12 protein-coding genes are annotated in these 11740 nt (G+C 67.1%); 6 read left to right on the forward strand and 6 right to left on the reverse strand.

What is annotated here, in order from left to right:
- From ACYAF3_RS23740 to ACYAF3_RS23750, 3 genes are read left to right on the forward strand one after another with little or no spacing between them, the layout of a single operon-like run.
- The gene (locus tag ACYAF3_RS23740) at positions 1-768 is read left to right on the forward strand and encodes a 3-hydroxyacyl-CoA dehydrogenase (RefSeq protein WP_003102518.1); all 768 of its coding nucleotides are present in this window, start codon (positions 1-3) and stop codon (positions 766-768) included.
- A 17-nt stretch (positions 769-785) separates the two neighbouring features.
- The gene (locus tag ACYAF3_RS23745) at positions 786-1976 is read left to right on the forward strand and encodes an acetyl-CoA C-acyltransferase (protein WP_126558696.1); all 1191 of its coding nucleotides are present in this window, start codon (positions 786-788) and stop codon (positions 1974-1976) included.
- 28 nt (positions 1977-2004) lie between these two features.
- A complete protein-coding gene (locus ACYAF3_RS23750) occupies positions 2005-3132 on the forward strand; it encodes an acyl-CoA dehydrogenase family protein (RefSeq protein ID WP_003090001.1) in 1128 nt (375 codons plus the stop codon).
- A 116-nt stretch (positions 3133-3248) separates the two neighbouring features.
- On the opposite strand, the gene ACYAF3_RS23755 is transcribed toward ACYAF3_RS23750, so the two are convergent.
- Positions 3249-4181: a LysR family transcriptional regulator gene (locus ACYAF3_RS23755; protein ID WP_003090000.1), complete on the reverse strand. Its 933-nt coding sequence runs from the start codon at positions 4179-4181 to the stop codon at positions 3249-3251.
- Positions 4182-4354: 173 nt separating this feature from the next.
- On the opposite strand from ACYAF3_RS23755, the gene ACYAF3_RS23760 reads away from it, so the two are divergent.
- The gene (locus tag ACYAF3_RS23760; RefSeq protein ID WP_003089998.1) at positions 4355-5584 is read left to right on the forward strand and encodes an acyl-CoA dehydrogenase; all 1230 of its coding nucleotides are present in this window, start codon (positions 4355-4357) and stop codon (positions 5582-5584) included.
- A gap of 42 nt (positions 5585-5626) precedes the next feature.
- Here the strand turns inward: ACYAF3_RS23760 and ACYAF3_RS23765 are convergent, their stop codons facing one another.
- The 4 genes from ACYAF3_RS23765 to ACYAF3_RS23780 all read right to left on the reverse strand — a co-directional run bounded on the left by ACYAF3_RS23765 (position 5627) and on the right by ACYAF3_RS23780 (position 9336).
- Positions 5627-5818, reverse strand: a complete 192-nt coding sequence (locus tag ACYAF3_RS23765; protein ID WP_003160407.1) for a hypothetical protein — start codon at positions 5816-5818, stop codon at positions 5627-5629.
- Entirely contained in the window at positions 5775-6818 is a 1044-nt protein-coding gene (locus tag ACYAF3_RS23770; RefSeq protein ID WP_003104462.1) for a TerC family protein, read from the reverse strand. The genes ACYAF3_RS23765 and ACYAF3_RS23770 overlap by 44 nt, the downstream gene beginning before the upstream one ends.
- Before the next feature lie 149 nt (positions 6819-6967).
- A complete protein-coding gene (locus tag ACYAF3_RS23775) occupies positions 6968-8362 on the reverse strand; it encodes a substrate-binding domain-containing protein (RefSeq protein ID WP_073671398.1) in 1395 nt (464 codons plus the stop codon).
- 59 nt (positions 8363-8421) lie between these two features.
- Positions 8422-9336 carry a LysR family transcriptional regulator gene (locus tag ACYAF3_RS23780; protein ID WP_079392610.1) on the reverse strand — a complete coding sequence of 305 codons (915 nt, stop codon included), beginning with the start codon at positions 9334-9336 and terminating at the stop codon, positions 8422-8424.
- A gap of 94 nt (positions 9337-9430) precedes the next feature.
- On the opposite strand from ACYAF3_RS23780, the gene ACYAF3_RS23785 reads away from it, so the two are divergent.
- Complete coding sequence (locus ACYAF3_RS23785) at positions 9431-9862, forward strand: VOC family protein (protein WP_003124543.1); 432 nt, start codon at positions 9431-9433, stop codon at positions 9860-9862.
- A gap of 110 nt (positions 9863-9972) precedes the next feature.
- Here the strand turns inward: ACYAF3_RS23785 and xthA are convergent, their stop codons facing one another.
- The gene (gene xthA, locus ACYAF3_RS23790; protein ID WP_003104469.1) at positions 9973-10785 is read right to left on the reverse strand and encodes an exodeoxyribonuclease III; all 813 of its coding nucleotides are present in this window, start codon (positions 10783-10785) and stop codon (positions 9973-9975) included.
- A gap of 144 nt (positions 10786-10929) precedes the next feature.
- On the opposite strand from xthA, the gene ACYAF3_RS23795 reads away from it, so the two are divergent.
- On the forward strand, positions 10930-11643 hold the full coding sequence (locus tag ACYAF3_RS23795; RefSeq protein WP_004350004.1) for a GNAT family N-acetyltransferase: 714 nt from the start codon (positions 10930-10932) through the stop codon (positions 11641-11643).
- The last annotated feature ends 97 nt before the right edge of the window (positions 11644-11740 follow it).

An 11740-nucleotide genomic window follows, 5' to 3' on the forward strand; every position in this document is an offset into this window, starting at 1 on the left:
GTGCGTATCGAAAATCGAGTGTTCCTGGTTACCGGCGGCAGCTCCGGCCTCGGCGCCGCCACCGCGAAGATGCTGGTGGAGCAGGGTGGCAAGGTGGTGCTGGCCGACATCAACGCCGAGGCCGGCGCGGCCAAGGCCGCCGAGCTTGGCGCCCAGGCGCGCTTCGTCAGGGCCGACATCGCCAGCGAGGCCGACGGCCGCCAGGCCGTGGCCGCTGCACTGGAGGCCTTCGGCGGCCTCCATGGCCTGGCCAATTGCGCGGGCGTGGCGCCGGCCGAGAAGGTCCTCGGACGCAATGGCATCCATGCCCTGGAGAGTTTCCGCCGGGTCATCGACATCAACCTGGTGGGTAGTTTCAACATGCTGCGCCTGGCCGCCGAGGCCATGTCCCAGGGCCAGCCGGACGAGGGCGGCGAGCGCGGGGTGATCGTCAATACCGCCTCGGTGGCGGCGTTCGACGGGCAGATCGGCCAGGCCGCCTATTCCGCCTCGAAGAGCGGGGTGGTCGGCATGACCCTGCCCATCGCCCGCGAGCTGGCGCGCTTCGGCATCCGGGTGATGACCATCGCCCCGGGCATCTTCGAGACACCGATGATGGCCGGCATGCCCCAGGAGGTGCGCGACTCCCTCGGCGCCAGCGTGCCGTTCCCGCCGCGCCTGGGGCGTCCGGACGAATACGCCGCGCTGGTCCGGCAGATCATCGAGAACAGCATGCTCAACGGCGAAGTGATTCGCCTCGACGGCGCCATCCGCATGGCCGCCCGCTAATACAGGAGGAAGATCCCATGACCCGCGAAGATCCGATCGTCATCGTCAGCGCCGTCCGCACCCCGATGGGCGGCTTCCTCGGCGACTTCAAGGACGTCAACGCCGCTACCCTCGGTGCCGCGGCGGTGCGCGCCGCGGTGGAGCGGGCGCGCCTGCAAGCCGACGAAGTGGACGAGGCCGTGCTCGGCTGCGTGCTCGCCGCCGGCCAGGGCCAGGCGCCGGCGCGCCAGGCGGTGCTTGGCGCCGGACTGGCGCGCGGCACGCCGTGCTCGACGCTGAACAAGATGTGCGGCTCGGGCATGAAGGCGCTGATGCTCGCCCATGACACGTTGCTCGCCGGCAGCGCCGGGGTCGCACTGGCCGGGGGCATGGAAAGCATGTCCAACGCGCCCTACCTGCTGGAGCGCGCCCGTAGCGGCTACCGCATGGGCCACGGCAAGGTGCTCGACCACATGTTCCTCGACGGCCTCGAAGACGCCTACGACAAGGGCCGCCTGATGGGCACCTTCGCCGAGGACTGTGCCAAGGCCTACGGCTTCACCCGCGAAGCACAGGACGAGTTCGCCGTGGCCTCGCTGACCCGCGCGCAGCAAGCCATGCGCGACGGGCGCTTCCAGGCCGAGATCGTGCCGCTGACGGTCACCGCCGGCAAGACCGAGCGCCTGGTGGATAGCGACGAGCAGCCGCCGAAGGCCCGGCTGGACAAGATCCCGACCCTGAAGCCGGCGTTCCGCGAAGGCGGCACGGTGACCGCGGCCAACTCCAGTTCGATTTCCGACGGCGCCGCCGCGCTGGTCCTGATGCGCCTTTCCGAGGCCGAGCGACGCGGGCTCGCGCCGTTGGCGGCGATTCGTGGGCATGCTTCGTTCGCCGACGCGCCGAACCTGTTCCCCACCGCGCCGGTCGGTGCGGTGAAGCGCCTGATGCAGCGTACCGGCTGGTCGCTGGGCGAGGTCGACCTGTTCGAGGTCAACGAAGCCTTCGCCGTGGTCGGCATGGCGGCAATGCGCGACCTCGACCTGTCCCACGAGCGCCTCAACGTCCACGGCGGCGCCTGTGCGCTGGGCCATCCGGTCGGCGCGTCCGGCGCGCGGATCGTCGTGACCCTGCTCAACGCCCTGCAGCAGTACGACCTGGAACGCGGCGTGGCGGCGGTCTGCATCGGCGGCGGCGAGGCGACCGCGATCGCCGTCGAGCGCTTGCGCTGATGCAGGCAGTGAAGAAGAGGAACCCGCGATGATTCCCTGCGAAGAAGAGATCCAGATCCGTGACATGGCGCGGCAGTTCGCCCAGGAACGGCTGAAACCGTTCGCCGCCGATTGGGACCGCGAGCACCGTTTCCCGGCCGAGGCGATCCGCGAGATGGCCGACCTCGGCTTCCTCGGCATGCTGGTGCCCGAGGAATGGGGCGGCGCGCAGACCGGGCACCTGGCCTACGCCATGGCCCTCGAGGAGATCGCCGCTGGCGACGGCGCCTGCTCGACCATCATGAGCGTGCACAACTCGGTCGGCTGCATGCCGATCCACAAGTTCGGCAGCGCCGAGCAGAAGGAGCGCTTCCTCCGTCCGCTGGCCCAGGGTTCGATGCTCGGCGCCTTCGCCCTGACCGAGCCGCAGGCCGGTTCCGACGCGAGCTTCCTGAAGACCCGCGCCCGCCGCGACGGTGACCACTACGTGCTGAACGGTGCCAAGCAGTTCATCACTTCGGGCAGCCACGCGGGGATGGTGATCGTCTTCGCGGTCACCGATCCGGATGCCGGAAAGCGCGGCATCAGCGCGTTCATCGTGCCCACCGACACGCCCGGCTACGAGGTGGTGCGGATCGAGGACAAGCTCGGCCAGCACGCCTCGGACACCTGCCAGTTGGCCTTCAACGACCTGCGTATCCCGGCCACGCTGCGCCTGGGCGAGGAGGGCGAGGGTTACCGCATCGCCCTGGCCAACCTCGAAGGCGGCCGCATCGGCATCGCCGCCCAGGCGGTCGGCATGGCGCGCGCGGCGTTCGAGGCGGCGCGCGACTACGCCCATGAGCGGGAAACCTTCGGCAAGCCGATCATCGAGCACCAGGCGGTGGCCTTCCGCCTGGCCGACATGGCCACCCGCATCGCCGTGGCGCGGCAGATGGTCCACCACGCCGCCAGCCTGCGCGAAGCCGGTCTGCCGTGCCTGACCGAAGCCTCGATGGCCAAGCTGTTCGCCTCGGAGATGGCCGAGGAAGTCTGCTCCGCGGCGATCCAGACCCTCGGTGGCTATGGCTACCTCAAGGACTTCCCGGTGGAACGCATCTATCGGGACGTGCGGGTCTGCCAGATCTACGAGGGCACCAGCGACGTGCAGCGCCTGGTGATCGCGCGCAGCCTGTAGCGGCGACTATCCGTCGTTTCCGCAACGGCGCCTTCTCCCTTCAGGGAGAGGGCGCACTGAGGCACCTCGGAAGCAAATGCCCGAGCCTCGTTCGCCCTACGCCCCTTGGCAGGCGCTCACGCCGGCTGCGCCGCCTTGTTCTCGCGCGCGGTGACCTGCTGGCACAGCTCGATGATCTGCTCGCGCATCCAGCGGTTGGCCGGGTCCTGATCGGTGCTCTCGTGCCAGTACAGGTGGGTTTCCAGCTTCGGCACGTCGCTCACCGGCAGCACCGCGTAGTGCAGGTCGTGGTGACGGGCGAAGCGTTCCGGCACGGTCATCGCCATGTCGGTCTGCTGGACCACCGTGGAGGCCATCAGGTAGTGCTGCGAGCGCAGCGCGATCTTGCGCTGGATGCCCATCTTGCCCAGCGCCAGGTCGATGTAGCCGAGGCCGCTGCGGCGGCTGGAAATATGGATGTGGGTCAGGCCCAGGTAATCGTCCAGGGCCAGCTTCGGCTTGCCCGCCAGTGGGTGGCCGCGGCGCATGGCGCAGACGTAGCGGTCCTCCATCAGCTTGACGTGGCGCACCTGGGGATCGGTGTTCAGCGGCGCGTCGACGGCGAAGTCGAGGCGGCCGGCGGCGAGTTCCTTGGTGGTCTCGCGGCGCTTGGCGAGGAAGCTCTCGATATGCACGTTCGGCGCCAGGCGGCGCAAGCGCTGGAACAGCGGGGGGAGGATGACCGCTTCGGTGAGGTCGGTCATGCTGATGCGGTAGGTCTTGTTCGCCTGCTGCGGATCGAAGCTGCGGCTCTCCTGCACCGAAACCCGCAGCAACTGCAGCGCGTTGCGCACCGGGCCGATGATGTTCTGCGCCATAGGGGTCGGCACCATGCCTTGGGCGGTGCGCACGAACAGCGGGTCGTTGAAGGTCTCGCGCAGCCGGGAAAGGGCGTTGGATACGGCTGGCTGGGTGATGCCGACGATCTGCCCGGCGCGGGTCAGGTTGGCTTCGGTATAGATCGCATCGAACACGATGAACAGGTTCAGGTCGACTTTGTTCAGGTTCATGGCACTGGCTCCGCGACTTTTCTTGTTATTGGGGGCTTGGATGACCCCCATATGGATCATGAATGTTCATGGACGGAAAAAATAGACTGGGCAAATCTTAAGCCCTGTTCCGGCATCGTTACCAGCGCCTTTGTCCGATGCCTCGCCTGCCAACCCGTCAGAAGGTATCCCCCATGGATTTCGCCTATTCCCCCAAGGTCCAGGAGCTGCGTGAACGCGTCAGCGCGTTCATGGAAGCGCATGTCTATCCCGCCGAAGCCGTGTTCGAGCGCCAGGTCGCCGAGGGCGACCGCTGGCAGCCGACGGCGATCATGGAAGAGCTTAAGGCCAAGGCCAAGGCCGAAGGGCTGTGGAACCTGTTCCTGCCCGAGTCCGAGTACGGTGCCGGGCTGGCCAACCACGAATACGCGCCGCTGGCGGAAATCATGGGCCGTTCGCTGATCGGGCCGGAACCCTTCAACTGCGCCGCGCCGGATACCGGCAACATGGAGGTGCTGGTGCGCTACGGCAGCGAGGAGCAGAAGCGCACCTGGCTGGAACCGCTGCTGAGCGGCGAGATCCGCTCGGCCTTCGCCATGACCGAACCGGGCGTGGCCTCGTCCGACGCCACCAATATGGAGGCGCGCGCCGAGCGCCAGGGCGACGACTGGGTGATCAACGGGCGCAAGTGGTGGACTTCCGGCGCCTGTGATCCGCGCTGCAAGATCCTGATCTTCATGGGCCTGACCAACCCGGACGCGCCGCGCCACCAGCAGCACTCGATGATCCTGGTACCGGTCGACACCCCCGGGGTGAAGATCCTCCGCCCGCTGCCGGTGTTCGGCTACGACGACGCGCCGCATGGCCATGCCGAAGTGCTGTTCGAGAACGTGCGGGTGCCCTACGAGAACGTCATCCTCGGCGAGGGCCGCGGTTTCGAGATCGCCCAGGGGCGCCTCGGCCCGGGCCGCATCCACCACTGCATGCGCTCCATCGGCATGGCCGAACGCGCCCTCGAACTGATGTGCAAGCGCGCGGTCAGCCGTACCGCGTTCGGCAAGCCGCTGGCGCGCCTGGGCGGCAACATCGACCACATCGCCGACTCGCGGATGGAGATCAACATGGCGCGCCTGCTGACCCTGCAGGCCGCCTACATGATGGATACCGTGGGCAACAAGATCGCCCAGAGCGAAATCGCCCAGATCAAGGTGGTGGCGCCCAACGTGGCGTTGAAGGTGATCGACCGGGCGATCCAGATGCATGGTGGCGCCGGGGTTTCCAACGACTTCCCGCTGGCCTACTGGTACGCCATGCAGCGCACCCTGCGCCTGGCCGACGGTCCGGACGAGGTGCACCGCGCGGCGATCGGCAAGTTCGAGCTGGGCAAGTACGTGCCCAGGGAGATGCTGCGCAGCAGCCGCTGACGGCTGTGGTATAGGGGAAAGGCCCGCGGATGCGGGCCTTTTTCATTCCGGGGACTCCGCCCCTTTTTCCTCGGCGTTGCGTTCCAGCTGCCACGCGCGACGGCTGTGCAGCAGGGCGGCGAACTCGCGGGCCGCCCGCTCGTTGCGGAAGCAGATCCCGCGCGTGCCGAGGCGGACCCGCCAGAAAGGTTCAGCGTGGGTGTCCAGACGTTCGATCCAGAGCGTGTTCGGCATTCGGTTCGGCCTTGTCCTCGACGGTGGCTTTCGGTGTGCGGGTCTTCAGCAGGGAGAGCAGGATGCCGCCCGCCAGCAGGCCGAAGGTTACGCCAAGCGAGAGGCCGGCGGGAATCTTGCCGATCACACCGTGGAGCATGATCTTCGCACCGATGAACACCAGCACCAGGGCCAGGGCGTATTTCAGGTAGACGAAGCGGTGGATCATCGCCGCCAGCGAGAAGTACAGGGCGCGCAGGCCGAGGATGGCGAAGATGTTCGAGGTGTAGACGATGAACGGGTCCTGGGTGATGGCGAAGATCGCCGGCACGCTGTCCACCGCGAACACCAGGTCGGCCAGCTCGATCAGCACCAGGGCGAAGAACAGCGGGGTGGCGTAGCGCACCAGCTTGCCGCTGGCGTCCGGCAGGCGGACGAAGAAGTGATGCTCGTGCAGTTCCTTGGTCACCCGCATGTGCTTGCGCAGGAAGCGCAGCACCGGGTTGTGCTCCAGGTCGGGTTCTTCCTCGTGCTTGTTGAACAGCATCTTCACGCCGCTGAACAGCAGGAAGGCGCCGAACACGTACATGATCCAGTCGAATTCCTTCACCAGCGCGGCGCCCAGGCCGATCATGATCGCCCGCAGGACGATGGCGCCGAGGATGCCCCAGAACAGCACCTGGTGCTGGTAGCGGCGGGGGATGCCGAAGAAACTGAAGATCATCGCCATGACGAACACGTTGTCCATCGATAGCGACTGTTCGACCAGGAAGCCGGTGTAGTACTCCACCGCGCTGGTGGGGCCGAAGGCGTACCAGACCCAGCCGCCGAAGGCCAGGCCGCAGGCGAAGTAGCCGGCGGACAGCAGCAGGCTTTCGCGCACGCCGATTTCGTGGTGGTCGCGTTGCAGCACGCCGAGGTCGAGGACCAGGAGAACGATGACGATGGCCAGGAAGGCCAGCCAGAACCAGGTAGCCGTACCGAGGAACGGTTCGGTGAGAAATGCATGCAGAGCTGCCATTGGGCCCCCTCGCTTCGAATTGTCGGATGGTCATGTGACTCCGACATGGCGGCAATTGCTTACCGTCAGAGGGGCCCGCAGTCACTCGGAAAAAATAAACCAGGCTCCGGGCGCCGGCAAAACGGCGAGGTTACAAAGTGCTACAGCGTTCAGTAGACCCAGACTTCCACCCGCCGGTTCTTCTGTCGGCCCAGTTCCTGGTCGTTGCTGGCGACCGGCAACTCGTCGCCGAAGCCGGCGATCTCGCGGAAACTCACGCCGCCGCGGGCCAGTTCGCGGCGCACGGCCATGGCGCGCAGGCGCGAAAGCAGGACCGAGCGCTCGGCGTCGGACTTGGGATCGCCGAAGCCCACCAGCACGGTGCGCTCCTGCAACTTCCGATTTTGCCGCAGGTAGTCCAGCAAACGCTGTACGTCGAGCAGTGCCTTGTTGTCGAGCAGCGCGCTGCCTTCCTGGAAGCGGAAGTTCACCGTCAGGCGCCGCGCCTGTTCCGCGAGCTTGCGGTATTCGGCGGGCATCTGCGGGCGCGGTGCGATCTGCACCGCCTGGATCTTCTGCGCGACGAAGCCGCTGCGGGTGACGATCGCCTGGCCGCGCGGGCCCTGGGCGAAACGTACCAGGGCCTGGGCCCAGGGGTTCTTCTCGCCGGGCTTCAGGTAGAGGAACAGGCGGCGCGACAGCGGGTAGTCCTCGGTGGCGATCAGGCTTTCCTGGGGCGCCATCGGCAGCGATTCGCCGTCGGCGATGGCCAAGGCGCGGGCCCGGCCCACCGACGCGATGCCGACGAAGCCGATGGCGTGCGGATCGGCGCTCACCGCGGCCGCCAGCCGATCGTTGGATTCGAAGCGGCGGGCGTCGCTGGCCAGGCTTTTGCCGTGACTGGCCAGCACCAGTTCCTTGAAGGTGTCGTAGGTGCCGGACTGCTCGTCGCGAGCGTACAGGCGGATGGCGCCGCCCTTGCCGCCCAGTTCTTCCCAGGTACGCACCTCGCCGGCGAACACCGCCGCCAGTTGCGCGGTGTCCAGCGAGGCCAGCGGGTTGTCCGGATGCAGGATGATCGCCAGTCCGTCGATGGCGATCACCTGCTCGGCATATGGGCTGCGCAGGTCGCCGAAGCCGGCCAGGGCGCGAACTTCGCTGTCCTTGACGGGACGCGAGGCCGCGGCGAGTTCGGCGTGGCGTTCGAGGAGGGCGGCGAAGCCGGTGCTCGAACCGTGGGCGGATAGCTCCACCCTCACCAGGCGGCCGTCGCGGCTCTTGCCGATCAGATGGAGTTCGTTTTCCCGTTCTCCGGGGGTACGGCGGATATCCTCCAGGCCTTCCTCTTCCATCAGGCCCTCGACCAGGGCCGGCAGGAGCTTCGCGCCGATGGTGTTGGAACCCTGGATGCGCAGCGCCGGCGTGTCGTCCGTGGGGATCGGCAAGGGGGCGGCGAATACCGACCAGGGGAAGGCGTAACAGAGGAATCCGAGGAAAACCAGGCTCAGGGTACGGCTCCAGAGGTCTTTGTCACTGGCGCGCTGGCGGTGTGGCATCGCGGGCATCGTCTTCTATGGGGGAAGGGATTTGCCGGCGAGATTAAGTCAGACGGGTGACGCTAAGGTTACAGCGTTGGGGAATCATGGCCCTGCGCCATTGTCTCGGTCAGGAAGTCGAGAAACACCCGGGTCTTGCCGGCCAGTTGGCGCGATGGATAGACCGCGTGGATCGCCGTCTCGTCGGCCTTCCAGTCAGCCAGCAATTCAACCAGGCGGCCTTCGGCCAGTTCCGCCTGTACGTACAGCTGTGGGATCAGGCTCAAGCCGAAGCCGGCGAGCAGGGCATCGCGCACCGCCAGGCTGGAGGACACCCGGTAACGGCCGGCGATAGGCACCGCTATGCACTCGCGGTCCTTGCGGAAGGTCCAGCGGTCGGCATGGCCAGAGAGGCTGAAGCGGATGCACTCGTGTTCGCGCAGGGCCTCCGGCCGCAGCGGCTGGCCATGCTGACTGAGGTAGGCCGGCGCCGCGCAGAGCACGTGCTCCAGGACCAGCAGCGGGCGGGCGACCAGGCCGGAGTCCGCAACCCGGTCGCTACCACGCAGGGCCAGGTCGATGCCTTCGGCGATCAGGTCCTGGCGGCCGTCCTGCAGGAGCAGTTCCAGGCGCAGGTCCGGATAACGCTGGAGAAAAGCCGGAATGGCCGGGGTCAGGCAAGTGAGGGCGAGGGTCAGCGGGGCGCTGACCCGCAGCAGGCCGCTGGGGCCCTGCTGCATCGAAGTGAGCGCGGCGTCGGCGGCCTCGAGGTCGTCGAGGATGCGCTCCAGGCGCTGCCGGTAGACTTCGCCGGCCTCGGTCAGGCTCATGCTGCGGGTGGTGCGATTGATCAGGCGCACCTTGAGGTGCGCTTCCAGCTCGGCGACGTTCTTGCTCACGGCGGCCGGCGAGAGATTCATCTGCCGGGCCGCGGCGGCGAAGCCGCCATTCGCGGCCACGGCGCGGAAGACCTTGAGAGCGGTGAGGTGATCCACGGGGATAATTCACTGTCAGTAATCAATGAATCAGGGATTAAACCATTATCAACCCGAGGTGTGCTGGCTAAAGTCTTGCCATAGTCCACGGTCCAAGAGGTGAATGACCATGCAACCCTTCGTCGTTGAACGTCTCGATCACATCGTCCTGCGGGTCCGTGACCTGGAACGCAGCATCGCGTTCTATCGCGATGTCCTCGGTTGCGTGGTGGTGAAGTGGCGCGACGACCTGGAGCTGGCCCATCTGCGCCTGGGCACGTCGATGCTCGATCTGGTCGCGGTGTCCGGGGCGCTCGGCCGGGAGGGCGGTGCGGCTCCGGGTGGGGAAGGGCGCAACGTCGACCATTTCTGCGTGCGCATCGAGCCGTTCGACGAGGCCGCGCTGGTCGCCCATCTCGAGGGGTTCGGCCTGGTCCCGCAGGTTCCCGCGGAAATCCGCTTCGGCGCCGAGGGCGACGGCTGGTCGCTGTACTTCTTCGACCCGGATGGCAATCGAGTGGAGCTGAAGGGGCCGCGGGTGGACAATCCTGCCTGAGGGAAAGGCCCCGCGCCGGATAGGGGGGCGGCGTCGGCGAGATCGCCCGGACCAGGTAGCGATCGCCTGAAGGCTCATCCGGGGGATGAGCCTTTTCCTTGGGCTGAGCCTCAGGCCAGTTCCAGCCAGATCGGGGCGTGATCGGAGGGCTTCTCCATGCCGCGCAGGTCGTAGTCGATGCCGGCGTCCTTGAAGCGCGACTGCAGCACCCGGCTGGCCAGGATCACATCGATGCGCAGGCCGCGCTTGGGGTTGTCCTCGAAGCCACGGCTGCGGTAGTCGAACCAGCTGAAGCGGTCGTTCACCTCCGGATTCAGGGCCCGGAAGCTGTCGACCAGGCCCCAGTTCTTCAAGGTAGCCAGCCATTCGCGCTCTTCCGGCAGGAAGCTGCACTTGCCGGTCTTCAGCCAGCGCTTGCGGTTTTCCTCGCCTATGCCGATGTCGCAGTCCTCCGGCGAGATATTGATGTCGCCCATCACCACCAGGGCCTGCTCGGGCTTGAAGCTGTTCTCCAGCAGCGACTGGAGATCGGCGTAGAAGCGCTGCTTGGCCGGGAACTTGGTCGGATGCTCGCGGTTCTCGCCTTGCGGGAAGTAACCGTTCATCACGGTGATCGGGTTGCCCTGGGCGTCGCTGAAGGTGCCCCAGATGAAGCGCCGCTGGGATTCCTCGCCGTCGCTCGGGAAGCCGCGATGCAGTTCCAGGGGCGCCTGGCGGGAGAGCAGGGCGACGCCGTAGTGGCCTTTCTGCCCGTGGTAGTGGACGTGGTAGCCGAGCGCCTCGATCTCGGCCTGGGGAAACTGGTCGTCGGCGACCTTGGTTTCCTGCAGCCCGATCACGTCGGGCTGGTGCCGCTCGATCAGCGCCGCCAACTGGTGCGGCCGGGCGCGCAGACCGTTGATATTGAAAGAGACGATTTTCATGGTGGGCGTCCTGGCAAAAACAGGAATGCTAGCCCAGCCGGGGGATGCCTGGCGACCCTGAAGGCGCTGTGCTAGTGTCCGCCGGGTACCCGATGGCTGTGTGGCTTGGCGCCTTGCCGGCCCTGTGGTCTGCCGCGGACGGGGATGGCCAGGCCATCCGCTCGACCAATCGCCGTGGCGAAGCGTGCGTGTCGCTGCGCCTGCGGCCGACAAGGAATGCGTTCCATGCCTGATCAGGTCTCCGATGTTCGTCTGCTCGACGACGGCTATAGCCGCGAAGTCCGCTCGCTTTTCTACCACGCCTACCGCCACGAACCGACCTTCGCCTACCTGATGGATGCGCAGCGCGCCGGCTACGACCAGCGCGTGCGTGCCTGCGTCCGGGAGATGGTCGAGCGCCATCTGGGCGAAGAGTTGCCGGCCATCGGCCTGTTCATCGACGATCGGCTGGTCGCGGCGGCCCTGATCACGCCGCCGCAGCGGCGCCTGGATATCACCGAGAGCTGGAGCTGGCGCCTGCGCATGCTGTTCAGCGTCGGCCTGGCCGCGACCCGGCGCTACCTGGATTACCACCGGGCGGTGCAGGCCTGCCTGCCGGTCGGCCCCCACCACCAGTTGCCGATGCTCGGCGTGCATCCCGAGTACCAGGGCAGGCAGATCGGCGAGCAGTTGCTGGCCGCCGTGCAGCGCTGGTGCGCCGAGGACTCCGCTTCGCAGGGGCTGGTCCTGGATACCGGCAATGCGCGCTACCTGGACTTCTACCAGCGGCACGGCTACCGCGAGATCGGCGAGGTGACGCTGGGAGCGGTGCGCGAGCACGTCCTCCTGCATCCTGGCGAGACGCCGGCGGCGACCTGAGCGTTCCCCCGGACGCGCGAGAAAAGCCATGCCTGTCAGGCGCTTGGCGTCATAAAACCCGAATGTCAGGAGGTGGTCGGCGGCGTCCGCGCAAATC

The organism is Pseudomonas sp. TZ252, assembly GCF_056110345.1.

What these genes read in the sequence shown, in the direction of transcription:
- ACYAF3_RS23745 (WP_126558696.1), top strand. Translation starts at nt 786, where the DNA reads ATGACCCGCGAAGATCCGATCGTCATCGTCAGCGCCGTCCGCACCCCG.
- ACYAF3_RS23770 (WP_003104462.1), bottom strand. Translation starts at nt 6,818, where the DNA reads ATGGCAGCTCTGCATGCATTTCTCACCGAACCGTTCCTCGGTACGGCT.
- ACYAF3_RS23795 (WP_004350004.1), top strand. Translation starts at nt 10,930, where the DNA reads ATGGCCAGGCCATCCGCTCGACCAATCGCCGTGGCGAAGCGTGCGTGT.
- ACYAF3_RS23775 (WP_073671398.1), bottom strand. Translation starts at nt 8,362, where the DNA reads ATGCCCGCGATGCCACACCGCCAGCGCGCCAGTGACAAAGACCTCTGG.
- ACYAF3_RS23750 (WP_003090001.1), top strand. Translation starts at nt 2,005, where the DNA reads ATGATTCCCTGCGAAGAAGAGATCCAGATCCGTGACATGGCGCGGCAG.
- ACYAF3_RS23760 (WP_003089998.1), top strand. Translation starts at nt 4,355, where the DNA reads ATGGATTTCGCCTATTCCCCCAAGGTCCAGGAGCTGCGTGAACGCGTC.
- ACYAF3_RS23765 (WP_003160407.1), bottom strand. Translation starts at nt 5,818, where the DNA reads ATGCCGAACACGCTCTGGATCGAACGTCTGGACACCCACGCTGAACCT.
- ACYAF3_RS23755 (WP_003090000.1), bottom strand. Translation starts at nt 4,181, where the DNA reads ATGAACCTGAACAAAGTCGACCTGAACCTGTTCATCGTGTTCGATGCG.
- ACYAF3_RS23785 (WP_003124543.1), top strand. Translation starts at nt 9,431, where the DNA reads ATGACCATGCAACCCTTCGTCGTTGAACGTCTCGATCACATCGTCCTG.
- xthA (WP_003104469.1), bottom strand. Translation starts at nt 10,785, where the DNA reads ATGAAAATCGTCTCTTTCAATATCAACGGTCTGCGCGCCCGGCCGCAC.